Origin of the sequence: Delftia sp. RIT313 (assembly GCF_000632165.1) — a bacterium.
Taxonomy (GTDB): Bacteria; Pseudomonadota; Gammaproteobacteria; order Burkholderiales; family Burkholderiaceae_C; genus Comamonas; species Comamonas acidovorans.
The window spans coordinates 278583-302120 of sequence record NZ_JFYT01000046.1 but is presented as its reverse complement, the minus strand read 5'-3'; the positions used below and the strand labels follow the sequence as shown (position 1 = coordinate 302120).

At 63.8% G+C, this 23538-nt stretch carries 22 protein-coding genes and 1 tRNA gene; 13 read left to right on the top strand and 10 right to left on the bottom strand.

What is annotated here, in order from left to right:
* Window positions 1-151 precede the first annotated feature (151 nt).
* From prfA to BW39_RS13820, 4 genes are all read left to right on the top strand, one after another.
* The gene (gene prfA / locus BW39_RS13835; RefSeq protein WP_012207274.1) at window positions 152-1234 is read left to right on the top strand and encodes a peptide chain release factor 1; all 1083 of its coding nucleotides are present in this window, start codon (window positions 152-154) and stop codon (window positions 1232-1234) included.
* A gap of 10 nt (window positions 1235-1244) precedes the next feature.
* Complete coding sequence (prmC, locus tag BW39_RS13830) at window positions 1245-2114, top strand: peptide chain release factor N(5)-glutamine methyltransferase (protein ID WP_043822326.1); 870 nt, start codon at window positions 1245-1247, stop codon at window positions 2112-2114.
* 116 nt (window positions 2115-2230) lie between these two features.
* Window positions 2231-2554 (top strand): Grx4 family monothiol glutaredoxin, encoded by a 324-nt coding sequence (grxD, locus tag BW39_RS13825; RefSeq protein WP_012207276.1) that lies wholly within the window; start codon window positions 2231-2233, stop codon window positions 2552-2554.
* Between the two features lie 187 nt (window positions 2555-2741).
* A complete protein-coding gene (locus BW39_RS13820; RefSeq protein WP_034396907.1) occupies window positions 2742-4115 on the top strand; it encodes a hemolysin family protein in 1374 nt (457 codons plus the stop codon).
* 54 nt (window positions 4116-4169) lie between these two features.
* Here the strand turns inward: BW39_RS13820 and BW39_RS13815 are convergent, their stop codons facing one another.
* Window positions 4170-4823: a lytic transglycosylase domain-containing protein gene (locus tag BW39_RS13815; protein WP_034396910.1), complete on the bottom strand. Its 654-nt coding sequence runs from the start codon at window positions 4821-4823 to the stop codon at window positions 4170-4172.
* On the bottom strand, window positions 4820-6565 hold the full coding sequence (locus BW39_RS13810) for a proline--tRNA ligase (RefSeq protein ID WP_034396911.1): 1746 nt from the start codon (window positions 6563-6565) through the stop codon (window positions 4820-4822). Before BW39_RS13810 ends, BW39_RS13815 begins: the two co-directional genes overlap by 4 nt.
* A 93-nt stretch (window positions 6566-6658) precedes the next feature.
* Between BW39_RS13810 and BW39_RS13805 the strand changes: the two genes are divergently transcribed.
* Window positions 6659-7348, top strand: coding sequence for an RNA pyrophosphohydrolase (locus BW39_RS13805; protein ID WP_012207280.1), 690 nt, complete (start codon window positions 6659-6661; stop codon window positions 7346-7348).
* Window positions 7349-7414: 66 nt separating this feature from the next.
* Here the strand turns inward: BW39_RS13805 and proB are convergent, their stop codons facing one another.
* The 4 genes from proB to rplU all read right to left on the bottom strand — a co-directional run bounded on the left by proB (window position 7415) and on the right by rplU (window position 10496).
* The gene (gene proB / locus BW39_RS13800; protein ID WP_012207281.1) at window positions 7415-8563 is read right to left on the bottom strand and encodes a glutamate 5-kinase; all 1149 of its coding nucleotides are present in this window, start codon (window positions 8561-8563) and stop codon (window positions 7415-7417) included.
* Between the two features lie 83 nt (window positions 8564-8646).
* Window positions 8647-9762 (bottom strand): Obg family GTPase CgtA, encoded by a 1116-nt coding sequence (gene cgtA, locus BW39_RS13795; RefSeq protein WP_012207282.1) that lies wholly within the window; start codon window positions 9760-9762, stop codon window positions 8647-8649.
* Between the two features lie 149 nt (window positions 9763-9911).
* A complete protein-coding gene (gene rpmA, locus BW39_RS13790) occupies window positions 9912-10169 on the bottom strand; it encodes a 50S ribosomal protein L27 (protein WP_012207283.1) in 258 nt (85 codons plus the stop codon).
* A 15-nt stretch (window positions 10170-10184) separates the two neighbouring features.
* Window positions 10185-10496 carry a 50S ribosomal protein L21 gene (rplU, locus tag BW39_RS13785; RefSeq protein ID WP_012207284.1) on the bottom strand — a complete coding sequence of 104 codons (312 nt, stop codon included), beginning with the start codon at window positions 10494-10496 and terminating at the stop codon, window positions 10185-10187.
* Window positions 10497-10726: 230 nt separating this feature from the next.
* On the opposite strand from rplU, the gene BW39_RS13780 reads away from it, so the two are divergent.
* From BW39_RS13780 to BW39_RS13745, 8 genes are all read left to right on the top strand, one after another.
* On the top strand, window positions 10727-11656 hold the full coding sequence (locus BW39_RS13780; RefSeq protein WP_034396917.1) for a polyprenyl synthetase family protein: 930 nt from the start codon (window positions 10727-10729) through the stop codon (window positions 11654-11656).
* Window positions 11657-11689: 33 nt separating this feature from the next.
* Window positions 11690-11766 (top strand) — tRNA-Pro (locus BW39_RS13775).
* 130 nt (window positions 11767-11896) lie between these two features.
* Entirely contained in the window at window positions 11897-13639 is a 1743-nt protein-coding gene (pilB, locus tag BW39_RS13770; protein ID WP_043822321.1) for a type IV-A pilus assembly ATPase PilB, read from the top strand.
* 38 nt (window positions 13640-13677) lie between these two features.
* Entirely contained in the window at window positions 13678-14895 is a 1218-nt protein-coding gene (locus tag BW39_RS13765) for a type II secretion system F family protein (RefSeq protein WP_043822319.1), read from the top strand.
* The gene (locus BW39_RS13760) at window positions 14895-15782 is read left to right on the top strand and encodes a prepilin peptidase (protein WP_043822318.1); all 888 of its coding nucleotides are present in this window, start codon (window positions 14895-14897) and stop codon (window positions 15780-15782) included. Before BW39_RS13765 ends, BW39_RS13760 begins: the two co-directional genes overlap by 1 nt.
* Window positions 15783-15796: 14 nt before the next feature.
* Window positions 15797-16441: a dephospho-CoA kinase gene (gene coaE / locus BW39_RS13755; RefSeq protein WP_043822316.1), complete on the top strand. Its 645-nt coding sequence runs from the start codon at window positions 15797-15799 to the stop codon at window positions 16439-16441.
* Window positions 16442-16530: 89 nt separating this feature from the next.
* Window positions 16531-17286, top strand: coding sequence for a cell division protein ZapD (gene zapD, locus BW39_RS13750; RefSeq protein WP_012207290.1), 756 nt, complete (start codon window positions 16531-16533; stop codon window positions 17284-17286).
* Between the two features lie 17 nt (window positions 17287-17303).
* Complete coding sequence (locus tag BW39_RS13745; protein ID WP_123691054.1) at window positions 17304-17540, top strand: DNA gyrase inhibitor YacG; 237 nt, start codon at window positions 17304-17306, stop codon at window positions 17538-17540.
* A 10-nt stretch (window positions 17541-17550) separates the two neighbouring features.
* On the opposite strand, the gene BW39_RS13740 is transcribed toward BW39_RS13745, so the two are convergent.
* From BW39_RS13740 to secA, 4 genes are all read right to left on the bottom strand, one after another.
* On the bottom strand, window positions 17551-18069 hold the full coding sequence (locus tag BW39_RS13740) for a (deoxy)nucleoside triphosphate pyrophosphohydrolase (RefSeq protein ID WP_043822315.1): 519 nt from the start codon (window positions 18067-18069) through the stop codon (window positions 17551-17553).
* Window positions 18070-18119: 50 nt separating this feature from the next.
* A complete protein-coding gene (locus BW39_RS13735) occupies window positions 18120-19076 on the bottom strand; it encodes an ATP-binding protein (protein ID WP_043822313.1) in 957 nt (318 codons plus the stop codon).
* A gap of 165 nt (window positions 19077-19241) precedes the next feature.
* A complete protein-coding gene (gene argJ / locus BW39_RS13730; RefSeq protein ID WP_043822311.1) occupies window positions 19242-20474 on the bottom strand; it encodes a bifunctional glutamate N-acetyltransferase/amino-acid acetyltransferase ArgJ in 1233 nt (410 codons plus the stop codon).
* A gap of 150 nt (window positions 20475-20624) precedes the next feature.
* Window positions 20625-23372: a preprotein translocase subunit SecA gene (secA, locus tag BW39_RS13725; protein WP_013800813.1), complete on the bottom strand. Its 2748-nt coding sequence runs from the start codon at window positions 23370-23372 to the stop codon at window positions 20625-20627.
* Between the last annotated feature and the right edge of the window lie 166 nt (window positions 23373-23538).

Below are 23538 nucleotides of genomic sequence, written 5' to 3'. Positions count from 1 at the left end.
GGCCGGCGTGCCGGGGGGCCTGTGGCGCCCCGGCCGCCTTGGAGCCCCCCCCCCGCCCCTCCCGGTTTTTAAGGCCCATCCGCCCTTCCAGGCCCTCACGTTTCCCGCCGCAGTGCTGCCCGAGCAGCCCTTCGCACCACCGCCCCACACCATGCAAGACTTTCTGCGCCAACAACTGGAGCGCTACGCCCAGCGCCTTGAAGAACTCAACTTCCTGCTCTCGCGCGAAGACATCATGGGCGACATGAAGCAGTACCGCGCCATCTCGCGCGAGCACGCGGACGTCACCGCCATTGCAGGCCGCTATGCGCGCCACCGCCAGCGCGAGGCCGATCTGGCCGCCGCGCAGGACATGCTCTCCGACCCCGACATGGCCGACATGGCGCAGGAGGAAATCGCCAGCGCCGAGGCCGAGCTGGTCCAGCTGGAGGACGAGCTGCAGCGCCTGCTGCTGCCCAAGGACCCCGATGACGCGCGCAACGCCTACCTCGAAATCCGCGCAGGCACGGGCGGCGACGAATCGGCCCTGTTCGCAGGCGACCTGGCACGCATGTACACGCGCCACTGCGACGCCGTGGGCTGGAAGGTCGAGATCATGAGCGCCAACGAAAGCGAGCTGGGCGGCTACAAGGAAGTGGTGCTGCGCGTGGAAGGCACCGACGTCTATGGCCGCCTGCGCTTCGAATCCGGCGGCCACCGCGTGCAGCGCGTGCCGGCCACCGAGACCCAGGGCCGCATCCACACCAGCGCCTGCACCGTGGCCGTCATGCCAGAGCCGGACGAAACCCAGGCCATCACGCTCAACCCGGCCGACCTGCGCATCGACACCTTCCGCGCCAGCGGCGCCGGCGGCCAGCACATCAACAAGACCGACTCGGCCGTGCGTGTGGTCCACCTGCCCACGGGCATCGTCGCCGAGTGCCAGGACGGCCGCAGCCAGCACAGCAACAAGGCCAAGGCACTGCAGGTGCTGCAGGCGCGCCTGCAGGAGAAGGAACGCAGCGAGCGCGAAGCCAAGGAGGCCGCACTGCGCAAGGGCCTGATCGGCAGCGGCGACCGCAGCGACCGCATCCGCACCTACAACTTCCCGCAGGGCCGGCTCACGGACCACCGCATCAACCTCACCATCTACAAACTGCTGGCCGTGATGGAAGGCGATCTGGGCGATGTGCTCGACGCGCTGCAGGCCGCACGCGAGGCCGAACTGCTGGCCGAGCTGCAGGTCAACAACTGAGGCCCGGGCCATGGCCAATCCACCCATCGTCAAAGAAGCGCTGCAGCAGGCCCAGGCCCTGGGGCTTGCGCGCATCGACGCGCAAATGCTGCTGCTGCACGTGCTCGGGCGCCAGTCTGGCGGCCGCGCCTGGCTGCTGACCCATGACGAGGACATGCTGACCGCCCCCCAGGCCGAGGCCTATGCCGCGCTGTGCGCACGCCGCCTTGGCGCGGAACCCGTTGCCTACCTGCTCGGCCACAAGGAGTTCTACGGGCTTGATCTGACCGTGGACGCGCGTGTGCTCGACCCACGCCCCGATACCGAAACCCTGGTGGACTGGGCGCTGGAGCTCATGCCCATCCAGACCCAGGCAGGCCCCGCTTGCCGCGTGGTGGACCTGGGCACCGGCAGCGGCGCCATAGCCCTGGCCCTGCAAAGCCAGCGCCCCGGCGCCACGGTCTGGGCCGTGGATGCCAGCGCCGACGCACTGACCGTTGCCAGCGCCAATGCCACGCGCCTGCAACTGGACGTGCAGTTCGCGCATGGCAGCTGGCTCCAGCCGCTGGCAGGGCAGGCACCGTTCGACCTCATCGTCAGCAACCCGCCCTATATCCGTGATGACGATCCGCATCTGCAGGCCTTGGCGCATGAGCCGCTGTCGGCGCTGGCCAGCGGTGCCGATGGCCTGGCCGATATCCGCGCCATCATCGCCCAGGCGCCCGCGCTGCTGGCCAGCGGCGGCTGGCTGCTGATGGAGCATGGCTGGGACCAGGCCGATGCCGTGGCCGCCCTGCTGTGCCATGCCGGCTTTGGCGACGTGCAGCATCGCCACGACCTGGGCGGCATTGCCCGCTGCACGGGCGGGCAATGGCAAGGGCAGGCCAGAGCTCCGACCTGAGCTCTGGCCTGGGCGCAGCAATCCCGCATGCTTTCAAAGTCCGCGCCGAGAGTGAAATAATCCCATCCATGCCGCCGCGCCTGCGGCGCCCACCACGACCCCGGAGCACCACACAGATGAGCGACACCCAGCAACGCATCGACCAACTGGTCAAGAGCAACAACATCCTGCTGTTCATGAAGGGCAGCGCCAGCTTTCCCATGTGCGGTTTCTCTGGCCGCGCCATCCAGATCCTCAAGGCCTGCGGCGTGGAAACCAAGGACATCTCCACCGTCAACGTGCTGGAAGACCAGGAAATCCGCCAGGGCATCAAGGACTACAGCAACTGGCCCACGATCCCCCAGCTCTACGTGCAGGGCGAGTTCATCGGCGGCTCGGACATCATGATGGAGATGTACGAGTCGGGCGAGCTGCAGCAGTTGCTGGCACCCAAGGCCTGAGCCTTCTCGCACCACGCGCCTTCGGCGCAGCATCGAGCCACCTTCGGGTGGCTTTTTTTCGCCTGTGCCGCGCTGCCGGCGGACTCCCCGGGCATGCCTCAGGGCCAGGGGCATGCGATGTGTGGTCGAATGGTCACATCTTTCACATCCGGAAAAGCACGCCTGCGCCCGCTTCTCCGCCCTGCCTATGAGTCTGTCCCAAAGTCTGCTGTTGATCGTCGCGCTGATATTGACCAGTGCCTTCTTCTCCGTGGCCGAGATCTCGCTGGCCGCCTCGCGGCGCCTGCGACTGCGGCAGATGATGGAGGACGGAGAACCCCGCGCCGAACTGGTCATGAAGATGCAGGCCCAGCCGGGCGAATATTTCACGGTCACGCAGATTGGACTCAATGCCGTCGCCATCCTGGGCGGCGTGGTGGGCGAAGGGGCATTGACCCCCTATCTGGCCGAGCTGCTGATGCTCTGGCTGCCTGACAGCCGTGCGCAGACCGTGGGCTTCCTGCTCTCGTTCGCCAGCGTCACCTCCCTGTTCATCCTGTTTGCCGACCTGCTGCCCAAGCGCCTGAGCATGGCCGAGCCCGAGGCCCTGGCCATCCGCGTGCTGCGCCCCATGCTCTGGTGCATGGCGGTGCTCAAGCCCCTGGTCTGGTGTTTCAACCATCTGGCCGACGCCGTTGCCAAGCTCTTCGGCCTGCCCACGGTGCGCGATGACCGCATCACGCACGAAGACATCCTGGCCATGACCGAAGCCGGCGCGCGCGCCGGCGTGCTGGCCGCGAAGGAGCAGCAGGTGATCGCCAACCTGTTCGAGCTGGACTCGCGCACCATCGGCTCGGCCATGACGCAGCGCGACCGCATCGCCTACTTCCACCGCGACGACCCCGACGAACTGATCCGGGTCCGCATTGCCGAAGAACCTTTTTCCACCTACCCCGTCTGCGACGGCGACATCGACCACATCGTCGGCTATGTCGATGCCAAGGACCTGTTCCAGCGGGCGCTGAACAACCAGTCCCTGTCGCTCATGGACGACTCGCTGGTCCACAAGGTGCTGGTCGTGCCGGACCGCCTGACGCTGGCCGAGGTGCTGGAGCAGTTCCGCCAGGTGCATGAGGACTTTGCCGTCATCGTCAACGAATACAGCCTGGTGGTCGGCGTGGTCACGCTCAATGACGTGATGAGCACGGTGATGGGCGGCCTCGTCAGCCCCGGCGACGAGGAGCAGATCCTGCGCCGCGACGAGAACTCCTGGCTGATCGATGGCGTCACGCCGGTCGAGGATGTGATGCAGGCCCTGGAGCTCGACGAGTTGCCGCATTCCGAGGACTACGAAACCCTGGGGGGCTTTCTCATGGTCATGCTTAGGCGCATTCCCAGGCGCACGGACACCGTGCAATGGGGCGGCTACCGCTTCGAGGTCATGGACGTGGACAGCTACCGCATCGACCAGGTGCTGGTCACACGCATGTCCGGCAGCAGCCCGGCCGCCCCGCCCAACGCAGGCGATACGGCCGCCGCCGTGGCCAAGGTGTCCAGCATGTCGCCGGATACGTCGTCCTGAAAACGCAGCAAGGCAGGCCTGCAGGACTGCCGCCAGGCGCCAGCCTGCGGCCCCTCAGGCCGAGCGCGAGGGCTCGATCTCCCAGCGGCGCTGCGCAGCGAACACCGCATTCGGATACTGGGGCTGGCCGCGGCTGCCGTTGTAGCGGCCCAGCGCCATGTAGGCATCGCCGTTTTCGCGGTCCAGATAGTGGCGCAGGATGACGCAGCCAAAGCGCAGATTGGTCTGCATGTGGAACAGCTTGCCGATGTCGCCATCGCCGATCAGCCGCATCCAGAACGGCATGATCTGCATATAGCCGCGCGCGCCCACGCTGGAGATGGCGAACTTGCGGAACGCGCTCTCCACCTGCACCAGTCCCATCACCAGCGAGACTTCCAGTCCGGCGCGCTTGGCCTCGTACCAGACGGTCTGCAGGAACTCCAGCCGTGTTGCAAGTTCGGGCTTGCGCGAGCGCAGGCGCTCGCTGCTGGCCGTGAGCCAGCGCAGGTAGTCCATGCGAGCCTCGGTGGAGGCAAAGCGCAGCTCGGGCGGCGCCGATCCCGTGACGGCCGAACTCAGCGCGGTGCGCACCGAATCGGCCAGCGGCTCTTCCAGCTGCCCGCCGGCCCAGGCGGGCGCGGCCACCGCGCCCAGCAACGGCGCAGCACCCAGCGAAGCCGCCAGGCGCAGGCAATCGCGGCGCGCTATCACGGGGGCCTGGCTCACAGACCCAGCCTCTGCTTGAGATGGCCCAGCACATCGGCAGCGGCCAGCTTGGTCGCTTCCGTGTCGCGGCGATGCTGGTACTCGACCTGGCCTTCCTTCAGGCCCCGGTCGGACAGCACCACGCGGTGCGGCACGCCAATCAGTTCCCAATCGGCAAACATGGCGCCCGGGCGTTCGCCGCGGTCATCCAGGATCACGTCCACGCCCAGTGCCAGCAGCTCGGCATGCAGCTTCTCGGCGGCTTCCTTCACGGGCTCGCTGCGGTCCATGCCGATGGGGCAGACCACCACGGTGAAGGGTGCAATCGCGTCGGGCCAGATGATGCCGCGCTCATCATGGTTCTGCTCGATGGCGGCAGCCGGCAGGCGTGTCACGCCAATGCCATAGCAACCCATTTCAAACAGCGAGGGCTTGCCGTTCTCGGCCAGGAAGGTGGCGTTCATGGCCTGGGAGTACTTGGTGCCCAGGTAGAACACATGGCCGACTTCAATGCCGCGCTCAATGGCCAGCTCGCCTGCGCCATCGGGGGACTTGTCGCCGGCCACCACATTGCGCAGGTCGGCCACGACATCAGGCTCAGGCAGGTCACGGCCGAAGTTCACGCCGGTGATGTGGAAGTCGGCCTCGTTCGCGCCGCAGACCCAGTCGGCCATCACGGCGACCTCGCGGTCCACGACCAGCTTCACGGGCTGCTTCAGGCCGATGGGGCCCAGGTACCCGGGCTGGCAACCGAAGTGCTCCTCGATCTCGGCCACCGTGGCAAAGCGGAAGCCCACGTCCAGGCCCGGCACCTTGGCCACCTTGATCTCGTTCATTTCATGGTCGCCACGCAGCAGCAGCAACCAGACCTGGCTTCCCGCCACATCGCCCTTGTCGTCGAGCTTGTCGGTGGCCAGCACCAGGGACTTCACCGTCTGCGACAGCGGCAGGCCCAGCTGGGCAGCCACGGATTCGCAGGTGCTGTTGCCCGGCGTTGCCACACGGGCCATGGCCTGGGCTGCAGCGGGACGGGGGCCTGCAGGCGCCAAGGCCTCGGCCTTCTCGATATTGGCGGCGTAGTCGCTGCTGGGGCAGTAGACGATGGCGTCTTCGCCCGTGGAGGCGATCACCTGGAATTCCTCACTCAGATCACCGCCGATGGCGCCGCTGTCGGCGCGCACGGCACGGTATTGCAGGCCGAAGCGGTCGAAGATGCGCTTGTAGGCCGCGCGCATGGTCTGGTAGCTGATCTGGGCGGTGTCGCGGTCCTTGTCGAAGGAATAGGCGTCCTTCATGATGAACTCGCGGCCGCGCATCAGGCCAAAGCGCGGGCGGCGCTCGTCGCGGAACTTGGTCTGGATCTGGTAGAAATTCTTGGGCAGCTGCTTGTAGCTCTTGAGCTCCTGGCGCGCAATGTCCGTCACCACCTCTTCGCTGGTGGGCTGGATCACGAAGTCGCGGCCATGGCGGTCCTTGATGCGCAGCAGCTCGGGGCCCATCTTCTCGAAGCGGCCGGTCTCCTCCCACATCTCGGCAGGCTGGACCACGGGCATGGTCACCTCCACGGCACCGGCACGGTTCATTTCCTCGCGCACGATGGCCTCGACCTTGCGGATCACGCGCAGCCCCATGGGCATGTAGTTATAGATGCCTGCGCCCAGCTTCTTGATCAGGCCGGCCCGCGTCATGAGCTTGTGGCTGACCACTTCGGCATCGGCCGGAGCTTCCTTGAGGGTGGAGATGAAAAATTGGGAGGCTTTCATGGATCAGGGGCTTCGCGGGAATCGGGGCAGCGTGCTTGCCGCTGGCAAGGCACCGTGCATAATGGACACAATTCAGAAAATTGGGGTTCGATTATGCTTGACCGGGACGGATTTCGCCCGAACGTCGGCATCATCCTGCTCAACCAAAAGAACCAGGTGTTCTGGGGCAAGCGCATCCGCACCCACAGCTGGCAGTTTCCACAGGGCGGCATTGACCGGGGGGAGACACCCGAACAGGCCATGTTCCGGGAACTGCATGAGGAAGTGGGGTTGATGCCCAACCACGTTCGCGTGGTCGCCCGCACCCGGGACTGGTTGCGCTACGAGGTGCCAGACCGGTACATCCGCCGCGATGCGCGCGGACACTACAAAGGCCAGAAGCAGATCTGGTATTTGCTGCAACTCATGGGTCACGACTGGGATTTGAACCTGCGTGCCACCGACCACCCCGAATTCGACGCCTGGCGCTGGAATGACTACTGGGTGCCACTGGATGTGGTGGTGGAGTTCAAACGCGGCGTTTACGAGATGGCCCTGACCGAGCTGGCACGCTTTCTGCCACGCGGCGAGCAGCAGCGCAACCGCTATCTTCGCAGCGGCATGCGCCCCAGGGAAGCCCATGAAACAGGTCCCGAGACCTATGGCGCTCCAGGCTTGCATCCGGCGCGCTCAGGCAGCTTTCGCGTCAATCCCGGCATGGAGTTGCCGCCTGGTGCCTGCTTCGACCCTGATCCCCAGTCAGGGCAGCAGCAGGTCTTGCACCCCGATCCAGGCAAGGCCTGAAGCCAAAGGCTCCATGCAAAAGCGCACCCGAGGGTGCGCTTTTTCTTTGCCCCGATTGCGCAGGCATCAGTGCCCGGCAATCACCATGTTGTCGCGGTGCACCATCTCCGGGCCTGCGGAGTAGCCCAGCAGGCGCTCGATCTCCACCGAGCTCTTACGACAAAGCAGGCGCGCCTCGGCACTGGCATAGTTGGCCAGACCACGCGCCACCTCGATGCCCAGCGCATCGCGCACGGCAATCACATCGCCGCGGGCGAATTCGCCATCCACATTCACCATGCCGATGGGCAGCAGGCTCTTGCCTTCGTCGCGCAGCTTGGCCACAGCACCGGCATCCACGGACACGGAACCGCGCAGTTGCAGATGGTCGGCAATCCACTGCTTGCGCGCCTGGTTCTTGTGGGTCTGCGCCACGAGCAGCGTGCCAATGGACTCGCCCGCAGCCAGACGCACCAGCACGTCCTGTTCACGGCCCCAGGCGATGACGGTTGAGGCACCCGAGCCCGCCGCACGCTTGGCCGCAAGGATCTTGGTGATCATTCCGCCCTTGCCAATGGACGAGCCCGCGCCGCCCGCCATCTCCTCCAGTGCAGGATCGCCGGCATTTGCCACGTCGATGAAACGCGCATCGGGATTGCTGCGCGGATCGGCGCTGTAAAGGCCTCGCTGATCGGTCAGGATGACCAGGGCATCGGCTTCGATCAGGTTCGCCACCAAAGCACCCAGGGTGTCGTTGTCGCCGAACTTGATCTCATCGTTGACCACGGTGTCGTTCTCGTTGATCACCGGCACGATGCCCAGCTCCAGCAGCGTCAGCAAGGTGTTGCGCGCATTCAGATAGCGCTCGCGGTCCGCCAGGTCGGCATGTGTGAGCAGCACCTGGGCACTGCCCATGCCCTGCTCGCGCAGCTTGGACTCGTACATCTGTATCAGCCCCATCTGGCCCACGGCTGCAGCGGCCTGCAGCTCATGGATCTCCTTGGGTCGCGCGGCCCAGCCAAGGCGCTTCATGCCTTCAGCCACCGCGCCGCTGGAGACCATGATCACCTCGCGCCGCTGACCGCCATGGCTCTCATCCCCGCGCACCAGGGCCGCCAGCTGGCGGCTCCACTCCTGGATGGCGGCTTCATCAAGACCGCGACCTTCATTGGTCACCAGACTGGAGCCGACCTTGACCACGATGCGATGGGCATCACGCAACAAGTTGGAAGACATGAATGGATAGTGATTCTTGCAGCGCAGGCCCAGGCAGGCCGCGCCGCTGTTGTGATCAAGGCGATGGGAGCGGCAGGCGACTCTTACTCGGAATCGCGGGGAGCAAAACGCGGATCGGTGAGATCCACGCCATCACCCTCGACTTCGACGAAGCGCGGATCGATTTCCTTGGGACCGGCCTCGATCTGCTGCTGCTCATGCACATGTTTGTAGATGGTGCGGATCAGCACTTCACAGCCTTCGCGCGTCAGGGCGGAAATCTCGAAGACCGGACCCTTCCACTTGAAGCGCTTGACGAAGTCCTTGACGCGTGCGGCACGCTCCTCGGCCGGCACCATGTCCAGCTTGTTGAGCACCAGCCAGCGCGGCTTGTTGTACAGCTCGGCATCGTACTTCTGCAGCTCGCCCACGATGGCCTTGGCCTGGGCCACAGGATCCACGCTGTCATCGAACGGCGCCAGGTCCACCACATGCAGCAGCAATCGGGTGCGCTGCAGATGGCGCAGGAACTGGTGACCCAGGCCCGCACCTTCCGAGGCGCCTTCGATCAGGCCAGGGATGTCGGCCACCACAAAGCTCTGCTCGGCAGCGACGCGCACCACGCCCAAATTGGGATGCAGCGTGGTGAACGGGTAGTCGGCAATCTTGGGGCGCGCATTGGAGACCGCGGCAATGAAGGTGGACTTGCCCGCATTGGGCATGCCCAGCAGACCCACGTCGGCCAGCACCTTGAGCTCCAGCTTGAGATTCTTGCGCTCGCCAGGCCAGCCGGGTGTCTTTTGCCGAGGCGCGCGGTTGATCGCGCTCTTGAAGCGCAGGTTGCCGTAGCCGCCGTCGCCACCCTTGGCAATGGTGACTACCTCACCGGCCGTCAGCAGTTCGTAGAGCACCTCGCCGGTTTCGGCATCGCTGATGATGGTGCCAACCGGCATGCGCAGCGTGATGTCGTTGCCCGCTGCGCCGAACATGTCCGAGCCCTTGCCATGCTCGCCGCGCGTGGCATCGTGCCGGCGCGAGAAGCGGTAGTCCACCAGGGTGTTGAGGTTGACATCGGCCACCGCGTAGACATGGCCGCCACGGCCACCGTCTCCACCATCGGGACCGCCAAATTCCTTGTATTTTTCGTGCCGGAATGACACGCAGCCATTGCCGCCGTCACCGGCGGAAATGTCGATATAAGCTTCGTCGACGAACTTCATGAGGCATCCAGTTTACAAAAAGCAGTGTGCACCAGACAGCCCCAGGCCACACCTCAGAGACGGAAAAGAGGGCGAAGGCACGATGCACAACCCTCCTGAAACGACAAAGCCCCGACAGGTCGGGGCTTCGAGCGTCGAAGTGACAGGGCTTAGGCAGCCGTCACATTGACCGTGTGCTTGGACAGTGCACCCTTGACAGCAAACGACACGTGGCCGTCCACCAGAGCGTACAGAGTGTGGTCCTTGCCCACGCCGACGTTGTCGCCGGGATGGAACTTGGTGCCACGTTGGCGCACGATGATCGAGCCGGCCGTGATCAGTTCACCACCGAAAGCCTTCACGCCGAGCATTTTGGGCTTGGAATCGCGCCCGTTTCGCGTAGAGCCGCCGCCTTTTTTCTGTGCCATGACTCAGCTCCTGAATTAAGCAGCGATCGCCACGATCTGCAGCTCTGTGAACTGCTGGCGATGGCCTTGGCGCTTCTGATAATGCTTACGACGGCGCATCTTGAAGATGTGCACTTTGTCGTGCTTGCCGTGAGCAACCACGGTTGCCTTGACAGACGCACCGGACACCAGAGGTGTGCCGACCTTGATTTCAGCGCCGTTGCCGACTGCCAGAACCTGATCGATCACAACTTCTTGGCCTACGTCCGCAGCAATCTGTTCTACCTTGATCTTTTCGCCGGCTGCAACGCGATACTGCTTGCCGCCGGTTTTTATGACTGCGTACATTTAAACCTCTTGAATTTGAGAGTTCCGCGAACGAATTTCCACGGAAGCCGGAGATTCTAGCACGCACTCACATTCTCTGCATGAAGCGCTCCCACCCCGCGCCCAAACAACCGCCAGGGCGGGCCGCAGGCGGGATCGCTCTTCCTATAATTGCCGATCCACTTGGCGGCCACAGTACCTTGACCACAGCTCTATCCACCCCCAATCCGCTTGCCCTGATCACTGACGACATGCGCGAGGTGGATCATGTGATCGCCCAGCGCCTGACGACCACCGTCCCGCTGATTGCCCAGATCTCCCAGTACATCATTGCTGCAGGCGGCAAGCGCCTTCGCCCGGCCTTGCTGCTCATGGTCTGCAATGCGCTGGGCTACGAAGGCAGGGACAGGCATGTCCTGGCGGCCGTGGTCGAGCTGATTCATACCGCCACCTTGCTGCACGACGACGTGGTGGACGAGTCCACCCTGCGCCGTGGCCGCCCGACGGCCAACGAGACCTTCGGCAATCCGGCCAGCGTGCTGGTCGGCGACTTCCTGCACTCACGCTCCTTCCAGATGATGGTAGAGGTGGGCAGCATGCGTGTGCTCAAGATCCTCTCGGACGCCACCAACGTGATCGCCGAGGGCGAGGTGCAGCAGCTCATCAACACGCACGATGCCTCGCTGGACGAAGCTGGCTACCTGCACGTCATCCGCTCCAAGACCGCCCAGTTGTTCGAGGCCAGCGCGCAGCTGGGCGCCGTGCTGGCCGACGCACCCCGCGAGATCGAACAGGCCTGCGCCATCTATGGCCAGGCCCTGGGCACTGCCTTCCAGATCATTGACGACGTGCTCGACTACACAGGCGACACCCAGGAAATGGGCAAGAACCTGGGCGACGACCTGCGCGAAGGCAAGTGCACCCTGCCGCTGATTGCCGCCATGCAGCGCGGCACTCCGGAGCAGGCCGCCATCGTGCGCAACGCCATCGAGCAGGGCTCAACCGAGCAGTTGTCTGCCGTTGTGGATATCGTGCGCAGCACAGGCGCGCTGGACGTGGCACGCGAGGCTGCGCACGCCGAGGCGCGCCGCGCCATCGACGCAATAAATGTGCTCCCGAGCAATTTGCATACGGCAAGTTTGCTACAATTAGCCTCTCAGCTTTTGGAGCGACGCACCTGATTTCAGGCTGCATTGCTTTGTCTACAAAAGCAACGGGGTGTAGCTTAGCCTGGTAGAGCGCTACGTTCGGGACGTAGAGGCCGGAGGTTCGAATCCTCTCACCCCGACCATTTCTGGTCACTTCATCACCACGCCACCATTGAGCCAGGTTCAAGACCTGGGCGCGCAACAGTGCGTCTGGCCTTTCAAGGCTTCAGGGATGATAGGATAAATGTCCTTTCCTCTCAAACGTCTTGCTACATGGCTGTTGCTGACTCCTCGCTCAAGAATGCTTCCGCTGTTGCATCGCTTCCCGGCATCGGGCGAGCCCTGATATCAGCAGGCAAGGTATCGCAGCAGGCAGCGGAAGCCGCCGCCAGCAAGGCCGGCGCCAACCGCACCTCGTTCATTGCCGAGTTGAGCAACGCGGGCGTCCTCTCAGCCCTGGAAGTGGCCGAGACGGTCTCCACCATGTTCAGCGCGCCGCTGCTCGATCTTGATGCCATCAACGCCGCGCGCCTGCCGCATGAGTTGCTGGACGCCAAGATCATCAGCTCCTATCGCGTCCTCCCCTTGAGCAAGCGCGGCAACCGCATCACGGTGGCCACGGCCGACCCGACACAGCAGGAAGCTGCAGAGCAGATCAAGTTCACCACCCAGCTAGGCGTGGATTGGATCATCGTCGAAGCCGACAAGCTGGAACGCCTGATAGCTCAGCAGAGCAAAAGCGCCAGCGAAACCATGGAGAGCTACAGCGGGGGCGGCGATTTCGAGTTCGGCGACCTCAAGCCCGACGAGGTTGCCGAGGAGAAGGACAACACGGCGGCAGCGGACGTCGAGGACGCGCCCATCGTCAAGTTCCTGCACAAAATGCTGCTCGACGCCTTCAACATGCGCGCGTCGGACCTGCATTTCGAGCCCTACGAACATCAGTATCGCGTGCGCTTCCGGATTGACGGTGAGTTGCGCGAGATTGCATCGCCCCCCATTGCGATCAAGGAGAAGCTGGCCTCGCGCATCAAGGTGATCTCGCGCATGGACATCTCGGAAAAGCGGGTTCCGCAAGACGGGCGCATGAAGCTCAAGGTGGGTCCGGACCGCGTCATCGATTTTCGCGTGAGCACCCTGCCCACGCTCTTCGGCGAGAAGATCGTGATCCGTATCCTTGACCCGAGCTCGGCCAAGATGGGCATTGATGCCCTGGGCTACGAACCCGAGGAAAAGGCTCGCCTGATCGAAGCCATCGGGCGCCCCTACGGAATGATTCTGGTGACAGGCCCCACCGGCTCTGGCAAGACGGTGTCGCTGTACACCTGCCTGAACATGCTGAACAAGGCCGGGGTGAACATCGCGACGGCAGAAGACCCCTCGGAAATCAACCTGCCCGGTGTCAACCAGGTCAATGTGAACGAAAAGGCGGGCCTTACCTTTGCGACGGCGCTCAAGGCCTTTCTGCGCCAGGATCCCGACATCATCATGGTCGGTGAAATCCGTGACCTGGAAACCGCCGATATCTCGATCAAGGCCGCGCAGACTGGTCATTTGGTGCTGTCCACGCTGCACACCAACGACGCACCGACCACGTTGACGCGCATGCGCAACATGGGCATTGCACCCTTCAACATCGCATCGAGCGTGATCCTGATCACCGCCCAGCGGCTGGCCAGGCGCCTGTGCCCCCAGTGCAAGGAGCCTGCGGATATCCCGCGGGAGGCGCTGCTGGAGGCGGGCTATGACGAGGCGGACATTGATGGCAGCTGGGTCACCTACAAGCCCGTGGGCTGCCAGGCATGCAACAACGGCTACAAGGGACGCGTCGGCATCTACCAGGTGATGCCGATCAGCGAAGAAATCCAGCGCATCATCCTGCAGGACGGCAGCGCGCTGGAGATCGCGGCACAAGCCAAGCGTGAAGGCGTGCGGTCTCTGCGCGGATCCGGACTGCACAAGGCCAGACTAGGACTGACCTCGCTCGAAGAAGTGCTGGCAGTCACCAATGAGTAAATAGCGCGGACAGCGCAGACAACAAAAGAGGGAGCACGATGGCCACAGCCGCGTCCAAGGGAATCAAGGAATTTGTCTTCGAGTGGGAAGGCAAGGATCGCAACGGCAAGATCATTCGAGGCGAAACCCGGGCCGGAGGCATCAACCAGGTCCAGGCCATGCTGCGCCGCCAGGGCGTGCTCCCCAGCAAGATCAAGAAGCGCCGTACGCGCGGTGGCAAAAGAATCAAACCCAAGGACATCGCGCTGTTTACGCGCCAGATGGCCACGATGATGAAGGCTGGTGTCCCGCTGCTGCAGGCCTTCGACATCGTCGGGCGCGGCAACACCAACCCCAGTGTCACGCGCCTGCTGGCCGATATCCGCTCCGACGTGGAGACGGGCACCTCGCTGAATGCGGCCTATCGCAAGCACCCCATGTACTTCGATAGCCTCTACTGCAATCTGGTGGAGGCCGGGGAAGCGGCCGGTATCCTGGAAGCCCTGCTGGACCGCCTGGCCACGTACATGGAGAAGACCGAGGCCATCAAGTCCAAGATCAAATCGGCGCTGATGTACCCGATCTCGGTCATCGTGGTGGCCTTCATCGTCGTGACCATCATCATGATCTTCGTGATTCCCGCCTTCAAGGAAGTGTTCAGCTCCTTCGGCGCGGATCTGCCGGCACCGACGCTGTTCGTGATGGGTATCAGCGACATCTTTGTCCAATGGTGGTGGGTGATCTTCGGCGTGATCGGAGGCGGCTTCTACTTCTTCATGCAGGCCTGGAAGCGCAATGAGCGCATGCAGCAGTTCATGGATCGTGCAATGTTGAAGATGCCGGTCTTTGGCGTGCTGATCGAAAAGTCCTGCGTCGCACGCTGGACGCGCACGCTGTCGACCATGTTTGCTGCAGGCGTTCCGCTGGTCGAAGCACTGGATTCCGTCGGCGGCGCCTCCGGGAATGCCGTCTACGCCAATGCCACCGAGAAGATCCAGCAGGAAGTCTCCACCGGCACCAGCCTCACGGTGGCCATGACCAATGCCAACGTCTTTCCCTCCATGGTGCTGCAGATGTGCGCCATCGGCGAGGAATCCGGCTCCATCGACCACATGCTTGGCAAGGCAGCCGATTTCTACGAGGAAGAGGTCGATGACATGGTGGCCGGCCTGTCCAGCCTGATGGAGCCCATCATCATTGTTTTCCTGGGCACCCTCATCGGCGGCATCGTGGTTTCGATGTATCTGCCCATCTTCAAGCTGGGTCAGGTGGTCTGATGGTTTTGGAACTCTGGATGCAGGCTGCATTGGGCGGCCTGCTGGGCCTGTTGGTCGGCAGCTTTCTCAACGTGGTGGTGCACAGGCTGCCACGCATGATGGAGCAGCAATGGAATGCGGAATGCGCCCAATGGGCACAGGAGCAATCCGGCGCCGCACCTCCCTCTGCTGCTGCGCCTGACCTTGCCGAGGCCCCCCTGAGCCTGAGCCGCCCCCGCTCGCGCTGCCCGCATTGCGGCCATGCCATCCACTGGTACGAGAACATTCCCGTGCTCAGCTATCTGGCGCTGCGGGGCCGGTGCTCGGAATGCAAGGCATCGATCAGCATCCGCTACCCGCTGGTGGAACTGGCCTGCGCTGCGCTATTCGCCTACTGCACGATGCAATGGGGCATCACGCCCACGGGCGCCATCTGGTGCCTGTTCAGCGCCGCCTTGCTGAGTCTGGCGTTGATCGACTGGGATACCACACTGCTCCCCGATGACATCACCCTGCCCTTGCTGTGGGCCGGGCTGCTTTCATCGGCACTGCACTGGACCGCCGTGCCTCTGGCCGACGCGGTCTGGGGTGCCGCAGCGGGCTATCTTTCGCTGTGGCTGGTCTACTGGGCCTTCAAGCTGGTCACCGGCAAGGAAGGCATGGGCTACGGCGACTTCAAGCTGTTTGCCGCGCTGGGGGCCTGGTTCGGCTGGCAGGCTCTTGTGCCCATCATCCTGATCTCGTCCGTGATTGGCGCCATCGTGGGCATTGCGCTGAAGATCAACAGCCGCCTGCGCGAAGGTGGCTATGTTCCCTTCGGCCCCTTTCTTGCGGGAGCCGGCTTTGCCGCCATGGTGTTCGGACCCCAGCAGATGCTGCAATCCCTGTTGGCGGCCATCGGTCTTTGATCCGACACTGCGGCATGGAATCCAGCAACGCTCCGCCACCACGTCCGCACCCGCGCCCTTTCCGGCTGGGCCTGACCGGCGGCATCGGCAGCGGCAAGAGCACCGTGGCCGCACAGCTTGCCTTGCGCGGAGCAAGCATCATCGATGCAGACCAGATCTCGCGCAGCCTCACCGCCCCGGCAGGCGCCGCATTGCCCGAGATTGCGCGCAGCTTCGGACCTGAACTGATCGATGCGAACGGTGCTCTGGACCGTGCGCGCATGCGCGAACTGGTCTTCCAGCAGCCTGCCGCACGCCAGCAGCTGGAAGCCATCATCCACCCCCTGGTGGCTCGGCAAACGGCCCTTGAAGTCCAGCAGGCCACCGATGCCGGATGCGCGCTCATCGTGCATGACATCCCGCTGCTTGTGGAGTCCGGCCGCTGGCCAGCCCTGCTCGATGCCGTGCTGGTCGTGGACTGCCGGACGGAAACACAGATCGCACGCGTCATGGCCCGCAACGGATTGCCCCGCGATGCCGTGCAAGCCATCATCGCCGCCCAAGCCACCCGTGCGACACGGCTGGCGGCAGCCGACTGGGTGATCTACAACGACGAAGCCATGACGATAGAGGCTTTGCACGCATGCACCGATCGAATCTCGGCATGGTTCGGGCTATGATGCACGCCATGGCTTGGCCTGTGCGTGTAATTCAGCATGTGCACGACGTAGACAGCTGATTCCTGAGCACCCCGAGGAGCCCAGCAAGCGTGATCCTGTACGAATATCCTTTCAATGAGCGCCTGAGGACCTACCTCAGGCTGGAGCAGCTGTATCGCCGCCTGGGCGAGCTGCTGTCGCGCGCTCATTCCATCGATCACCATTTCGCGCTGGTCACCATCTTCGAGATCATGGACGTGGCAGCACGCACCGACCTGAAGACGGACGTGCTCAAGGACCTCGAACGCCACAAGAGCCTGCTCGACAGCCTGCGCGGCAACCCCGATATCGCCGAGCACATGCTCGACCAAGTCTCCCGCCATGTGGAGCAGTGCTTTGCCCAGCTCAATGCCCAGAACGGAAAGGCCGGCCAGTCCCTGACCGACAACGAATGGCTGATGGCTGTGCGCAGCCGCATCGGCATCCCTGGCGGCACCTGCGGTTTCGATTTGCCGGCCTATCACGCCTGGCAGTTCCATGACCCCCAGGTGCGACTGCGTGATCTGGAGGACTGGGCCAGCACACTGACCCCGCTGGGTCAGTCGCTGCAGCTGCTGCTCAAGATGCTGCGCGAAACCGGCGTGCCGCAATGGGTGGCCGCAGAAAAGGGCGTGTTCCAGCAGGCCATGCCGCCCGGTCGCAGCTTTCAGCTGCTGCGCCTTCGCATAGACCCTGCGTTGAATCTTGTCCCGGAAATCAGCGGCAACCGCCTGCTGGTTTCAGTGCGCCTGCTTCGCCCCGAGAGCGGCGCCAAACCCCAGCCTTGCAGCGAAGATGCCTCGTTCGAGGTCACGCTTTGCAGCTGATGGAAAAGACTGCCGGCATGTCCACGAAAGCCACGCCCTCTGTCGATGCATCATCCGCATCCGCAGGGCCCACGGTGCGCTGCCCGACCTGCAGCGGCCCCAGCCTGTTCGCGCCGGCCAACCGCTTTCGGCCCTTTTGCAGCGAGCGCTGCTACCAGATCGACCTAGGCGCCTGGGCCAACGAGGAATTCCGCGTGCCTGCGCCCATGCCTCCCGAGGATTCGCCCTTCGGCGATCCTCGCACTGAACCCTGATCAGGCCTGTTCAGACTTTCGGTTGGCCTGCCTCGTAGAAGCCGACATCAAAAGGCAGCCCGCGTTCCTCGCTGAGCCATTGCAGCACCGGATAGGCGCCAGGCAGCACCGGCTGCACCTGCAGCGGAAGTTGCTGCCAGGCCATCTGCTGGCCTTCTCGCATCTCGAACTCCCCGCTCCAACGCGTGATCTTGCACCAGTGCAGGCGCACCAGGGCATGCGGATAGTCATGCTCGGTCACCTTCCAGACGGGGGCTGCTGCGATCTCGACGCCCAGCTCTTCCTGAAGCTCGCGACGCAATGCCTGCTCCACGGTCTCGCCGGATTCGATCTTCCCACCAGGGAACTCCCAATAGCCGGCATAGGGCTTGCCAGGCGGCCGGCTGGTGATCAGCAGCGCGCCATCGGACTCGCGCAGGAGCACGCCAACGGCGACTTCGGTGTGCTTGCGCTGGGCCGGCGCTTGAGACGGCGGTTGAGACTGGGCAGCATCGGCGCCGGTGTTCAGGGAGATTTCTTTTTCAGTCACTTGATCTTTCGCAAAAAACCGCCCGGCCCCAAGGCCGGGCAGCAGGCTTGTCAGAGCTCGGCCTCTTCGGCCAGCCCATGGACATCGGCGATGCCGGTCTGGCGCTGGTTCGGGCGCTCGGCGCGGCCCGCATAGTCACGGGCGAACTGATGGGCCACACGGCCGCTGCGTGAGCCACGCTCCAGCGCCCAGACCAGGGCCTCAGGACGCGCGGCCTCGATCGTGGCCTGGTCCAGTCCCAGGGCCTCCAGCCATTGCGCCACCACGCGCAGGTACTCGTCTTGGCTGAAGGGATAGAAGCTCACCCACAGGCCGAAGCGCTCGGACAGGGAGATCTTTTCCTCAATCACCTCGCCGGGATGCAGCTCCCCATCCTCGCCGCGCTGGTAGGTCAGATTCTCGGACTGGTACTCCGGCAGCAGATGGCGGCGATTGCTGGTCGCATAGAGCAGCACGTTCGGGCTGGCAGCGCTGACCGATCCATCCAGAATGGACTTCAGGGCCTTGTAGCCAGGCTCGCCTTCCTCAAAGCTCAGATCATCGCAATAGATGATGAACTTCTCGGGCCGGCCGGCCACCACATCGACGATGTCGGGCAGGTCGGTCAGATCGGCCTTGTCCACCTCAATCAGGCGCAGCCCCTGCGCAGCAAAGGCATGCAGGCAGGCACGGATCAGCGAGGATTTTCCCGTGCCGCGCGCGCCGGTGAGCAGCACGTTGTTGGCCGTGCGGCCGGTCACGAACTGCTCGGTGTTGCGCGCAATCTTGTCCTTTTGCACATCGATGTTCTGCAGGTCGGACAGTTGCATGGCGCCGACGTGGCGCACGGGCTCCAGCAGGCCGCAGCCGTTGGCGCGCTTGCGATAGCGCCAGGCGATGGCGGTATTCCAGTCTGCGGGGGATTGCAGCGGCTGGGGCAGGATGGCCTCGATGCGCTGCATCAGCTGCTCGGCGCGCTGCACGAGTTGCAGCAAGGGGGCGGCGACGGCTTCTGTGGGCAATGTCATGGATGTCTCTCGAATACGGATCTCACGGCCACCGACGCTGGATATGCCCGGGAATCGAGATGGATCTCATGCCAACGCCAGAGCTTTTGCGCGCCGGCCGCCATTGAAAGCTGGCAGCAGCCAGGCACAAAGCCTGCGGCTGCCGGCGGCACGGTGGGTGGAGAGTCAGGAGCGGTAGTCGGCGTTGATGCTCACGTAGTCGTGGCTCAGATCGCAGGTCCACACGGTCTGCTCGGCCTCCCCTCGGCCCAGTAGCACGCGCACGATGATCTCCTGCTGCTTCATCACGCGCTGGCCGTCTTCCTCCTGATAGGCAGGGTTGCGGCCGCCATTGACTGCGACATGCACATCGTTCAGGTACAGGTCGATCTTGGTCTGGTCCAGATCGTCGATGCTAGCATAGCCAACCGCCGCGAGGATGCGGCCCAGGTTAGGGTCGCTGGCAAAGAACGCCGTCTTGACCAGGGGCGAATGCGCGATGGAGTAGGCCACCAGGCGGCACTCGGCCTCGGTCTTGCCACCTTCCACCTTGACGGTGATGAACTTGGTGGCACCTTCGCCATCGCGCACGATGGCCTGGGCCAGCAAACGCGACACATCCAGCAATGCAGTCTTCAGAGCCTGGCCTTCGGCGCTGGTCAGCGAAGTGATCGGCGCATTGCCGGCCTTGTGCGTGGCCACCAGCACAAAGGAATCGTTGGTCGACGTGTCGCCGTCGATGGTCACACGGTTGAACGAGCCGTCGGCCAGTTCCTTGACCAGGGGCTGCAGCAGCTCGGGAGCGATGGCCGCATCGGTGGCCAGAAAGCCCAGCATGGTCGCCATGTTGGGGCGGATCATGCCCGCGCCCTTGCTGATGCCGGTGATGCTCACACGCTTGCCGCCAATGTCCACGGCCCGGCTGAAGGCCTTGGGCAGGGTGTCGGTGGTCATGATGCCCTCGGCAGCCGTGCCCCAGTTGTCGGCCTTGGCTGCGGCAATGGCGGCCGGCAGGCCGGCTGCAATGCGGTCCACAGGCAGCTCTTCCATGATCACGCCAGTGGAGAACGGCAGGATCTGCTCTGGCTTGAGCTGCAGCAGCGCTGCCAGATCTGCGCAGGTACGGCGCGCACGTGCCAGGCCGTCGGCGCCAGTGCCTGCATTGGCATTGCCTGTGTTGATGACCATGGCACGGATGGCGCCCGCTGTCTGAACCAGATGCTCGCGGCTGACCTGCACAGGCGCTGCGCAGAAACGGTTCTGTGTGAACACGCCAGCCACCGAAGCGCCCTCGTCGAGCAGGAACACGGACAGGTCCTTGCGGTTGGCCTTGCGCACACCGGCTTCGGTGACGCCGATGCGAACGCCGTCGATCGCCAACAGGTCGGCGTGCACGGGAGCGGAGAGATTCACAGGCATTGAGGGGCTTCCTACAGTGAAAGAAAAACGCGCTCCATTATCGGAACAAACCGGAGCGGCACGTATTTCATCGACCTTAAAAAAGAAAACGGCACGGAGTGCATCCGTGCCGTTTTCCGTGTCTTGCGGTGTCTTACGACGCCCGCCGCATCACGACAGCTTGCCGTGGCACTGCTTGTACTTCTTGCCGCTGCCGCAGGGGCAGGGATCATTGCGGCCCACGCGAGCGCCTTCGGGCAGCTCCAGCGGCTCGTCTTCGACGGAGCCACCGATATCGCCATCCGACGGAGCGCCATAGGTCATGTGCTCCAGGCTGTGGGCGCTGCGCTGCTCCAGGGCCTCGGTGGCCTGCTCCACCTGTTCGCGCGACTGCACCTGCACGGTCATCAGCACGCGCGTGACTTCGGTCTTGACCTGGTCGATGAGCTGGCGGAACAGCTCGAAGGCCTCGCGCTTGTATTCCTGCTTGGGCTGCTTTTGCGCATAGCCGCGCAGGTGGATGCCCTGGCGCAGATAGTCGAGTGCAGACAGGTGGTCACGCCAGTTGGTGTCGAAGCTTTGCAGCAGAACGGCGCGCTGGAATTGCGTGAAGTTCTCGCGGCCGATCAGCTCGACCTTGGCATCGAACACTTCGCGGGCGGCCTGCAGCACCTTTTCGAGGATTTCCTCGTCGGTGATGGCGTGCGCGGACTGCACCTGCGACTGCAGCGGCAGCTGGATGCGCCATTCGCTTTCCAGCGCCTTTTCCAGACCGGCCAGGTCCCACTGCTCTTCCATGGACTCGGCAGGAACGTACTGGCGCACCAGATCGGACACCACGTCGTCGCGCATCACCGTGATCATCTCGTACAGGTCCGAGGCGTCGAGGATCTCGTTGCGCTGCTGGTAGATCACCTTGCGCTGGTCGTTGGACACGTCGTCGTATTCGAGCAGCTGCTTGCGGATGTCGAAGTTGCGGGCCTCGACCTTGCGCTGAGCGCCTTCGATGGAGCGGGTCACGATGCCGGCTTCGATGGCTTCGCCATCGGGCATCTTCAGGCGGTCCATGATGGCGCGCACACGGTCGCCCGCGAAGATGCGCATCAGCGCATCGTCCAGGCTCAGGTAAAAGCGCGAGGAGCCGGGATCGCCCTGGCGGCCCGAACGGCCACGCAGCTGGTTGTCGATACGGCGCGATTCATGGCGCTCGGTGGCGATGATGCGCAGGCCACCCAGGGCCGAGACCTTGTCGTGCTCGATCTTCCAGTCGGCGCGCATTTGTTCGATGCGCTGCTGGCGTTCGGCTTCGGACAGGGATTCATCGGCCTCGACAGCAGCCACCTGCTTTTCGATGTTGCCGCCCAGCACGATGTCGGTACCGCGGCCGGCCATGTTGGTGGCGATGGTGATCATGCCGGGACGACCGGCCTGGGCCACGATGTCGGCCTCGCGCTCGTGCTGCTTGGCGTTGAGCACCTGGTGGGGCAGGTTTTCCTTGTTGAGCAGCTCGTCGATGATTTCGGAGTTCTCAATCGAAGTCGTGCCCACCAGCACGGGCTGGCCGCGCTCATGGCATTCACGGATATCGCGGATCGCCGCCTCGTACTTCTCGCGCGTGGTCTTGTAGACACGGTCGAGCTGGTCGTCGCGCTTGCTGGGACGGTTGGGCGGAATCACCATGGTCTCGAGACCATAGATTTCCTGGAATTCGTAGGCCTCGGTATCGGCCGTGCCCGTCATGCCAGCCAGCTTGCCGTAGAGACGGAAGTAGTTCTGGAAGGTGATCGAGGCCATGGTCTGGTTCTCGGCCTGGATGGTCACGCCTTCCTTGGCCTCGACCGCCTGGTGCAGGCCGTCGCTCCAGCGCCGGCCTGCCATCAGGCGGCCCGTGAACTCGTCAACGATGACGATCTCACCGTTCTGCACCACATAGTGCTGGTCACGGTGGTAGAGGTTGTTGGCACGCAGCGCCGCGTAGAGATGGTGGACCAGGGTGATGTTGGCCGGGTCGTACAGCGAGGCACCCTCGGCAATCATGCCGGCGTGGCCCAGCAGGCGCTCTGCGGCCTCGTAGCCCTGGTCGGTCAGGAACACCTGGTGGCTCTTCTCGTCCACGGTGAAGTCGCCAGGCTTGGTCACGCCTTCGCCGGTGCGCGGGTCGGCCTCGCCTTCCTGGCGCACCAGGTTGGGAACGATCTTGTTCATGGCCACGTACATGGCCGTGTGGTCTTCGGCCTGGCCGCTGATGATCAGCGGCGTGCGGGCCTCATCGATCAGGATGGAGTCCACCTCGTCGACGATGGCGTAGTTGAGCACGCGCTGAACGCGGTCGCCCGACTCGTAGACCATGTTGTCGCGCAGGTAGTCGAAGCCGTATTCGTTGTTCGTGCCGTAGGTGATGTCGCTGTTGTAGGCAGCCTGCTTTTCCTCGCGCGGCATGTTGGGCAGGTTGATGCCCACCGACAGTCCGAGGAAGTTGTACAGCTTGGCCATCCAGGTCGCATCGCGATTGGCCAGATAGTCGTTCACGGTCACCACGTGCACGCCATTGCCCGACAGTGCGTTCAGGTAGACCGGCAGCGTGGCGGTCAGCGTCTTGCCTTCGCCGGTGCGCATTTCGGCGATCTTGCCGTAGTGCAGCGCCATGCCGCCCAGCAGCTGAACGTCGAAGTGGCGCATCTTCATGACGCGCTTGGAGCCCTCGCGCACCACGGCGAAGGCTTCGGGCAGCAGGTCGTCCAGCGACTCGCCCTTGGCCACACGTTCCTTGAACTCCTGCGTCTTTGCACGCAGAGCCTCGTCGCTGAGCTTCTCGTAGTCGGGCTCCATCGCATTGATGCGAACAACCGTCTTGCGGTATTGCTTGAGAAGCCGATCGTTTCGGCTGCCGAATAGTTTGGTGAGGAAGTTGGTGGCCATGCGAAAAAGACACACCGCCGCCCGCTGAAGCGGACTGCGGTGTGCCTGGAATCCCTAGATTGTTGGATTTCAGATGGGGCCGCTCCACCTGCCTGCAAGTGCTCTTCTGAAGAACACATGCGGCCGGGCCGAAGCGAGAACCGAACAATTGATTCTAACTGCCTCT

Excerpts from the sequence above, each read along its gene's own strand:
- BW39_RS13780 (WP_034396917.1), top strand. The coding sequence starts at position 10,727 with ATGCGCGAGGTGGATCATGTGATCGCCCAGCGCCTGACGACCACCGTC.
- rpmA (WP_012207283.1), bottom strand. The coding sequence starts at position 10,169 with ATGGCACAGAAAAAAGGCGGCGGCTCTACGCGAAACGGGCGCGATTCC.
- BW39_RS13765 (WP_043822319.1), top strand. The coding sequence starts at position 13,678 with ATGGCCACAGCCGCGTCCAAGGGAATCAAGGAATTTGTCTTCGAGTGG.
- BW39_RS13820 (WP_034396907.1), top strand. The coding sequence starts at position 2,742 with ATGAGTCTGTCCCAAAGTCTGCTGTTGATCGTCGCGCTGATATTGACC.
- proB (WP_012207281.1), bottom strand. The coding sequence starts at position 8,563 with ATGTCTTCCAACTTGTTGCGTGATGCCCATCGCATCGTGGTCAAGGTC.
- argJ (WP_043822311.1), bottom strand. The coding sequence starts at position 20,474 with ATGCCTGTGAATCTCTCCGCTCCCGTGCACGCCGACCTGTTGGCGATC.
- BW39_RS13735 (WP_043822313.1), bottom strand. The coding sequence starts at position 19,076 with ATGACATTGCCCACAGAAGCCGTCGCCGCCCCCTTGCTGCAACTCGTG.
- BW39_RS13810 (WP_034396911.1), bottom strand. The coding sequence starts at position 6,565 with ATGAAAGCCTCCCAATTTTTCATCTCCACCCTCAAGGAAGCTCCGGCC.
- BW39_RS13805 (WP_012207280.1), top strand. The coding sequence starts at position 6,659 with ATGCTTGACCGGGACGGATTTCGCCCGAACGTCGGCATCATCCTGCTC.
- prmC (WP_043822326.1), top strand. The coding sequence starts at position 1,245 with ATGGCCAATCCACCCATCGTCAAAGAAGCGCTGCAGCAGGCCCAGGCC.
- BW39_RS13745 (WP_123691054.1), top strand. The coding sequence starts at position 17,304 with ATGTCCACGAAAGCCACGCCCTCTGTCGATGCATCATCCGCATCCGCA.
- pilB (WP_043822321.1), top strand. The coding sequence starts at position 11,897 with ATGGCTGTTGCTGACTCCTCGCTCAAGAATGCTTCCGCTGTTGCATCG.
- BW39_RS13760 (WP_043822318.1), top strand. The coding sequence starts at position 14,895 with ATGGTTTTGGAACTCTGGATGCAGGCTGCATTGGGCGGCCTGCTGGGC.
- rplU (WP_012207284.1), bottom strand. The coding sequence starts at position 10,496 with ATGTACGCAGTCATAAAAACCGGCGGCAAGCAGTATCGCGTTGCAGCC.
- grxD (WP_012207276.1), top strand. The coding sequence starts at position 2,231 with ATGAGCGACACCCAGCAACGCATCGACCAACTGGTCAAGAGCAACAAC.
- cgtA (WP_012207282.1), bottom strand. The coding sequence starts at position 9,762 with ATGAAGTTCGTCGACGAAGCTTATATCGACATTTCCGCCGGTGACGGC.
- coaE (WP_043822316.1), top strand. The coding sequence starts at position 15,797 with ATGGAATCCAGCAACGCTCCGCCACCACGTCCGCACCCGCGCCCTTTC.
- prfA (WP_012207274.1), top strand. The coding sequence starts at position 152 with ATGCAAGACTTTCTGCGCCAACAACTGGAGCGCTACGCCCAGCGCCTT.
- secA (WP_013800813.1), bottom strand. The coding sequence starts at position 23,372 with ATGGCCACCAACTTCCTCACCAAACTATTCGGCAGCCGAAACGATCGG.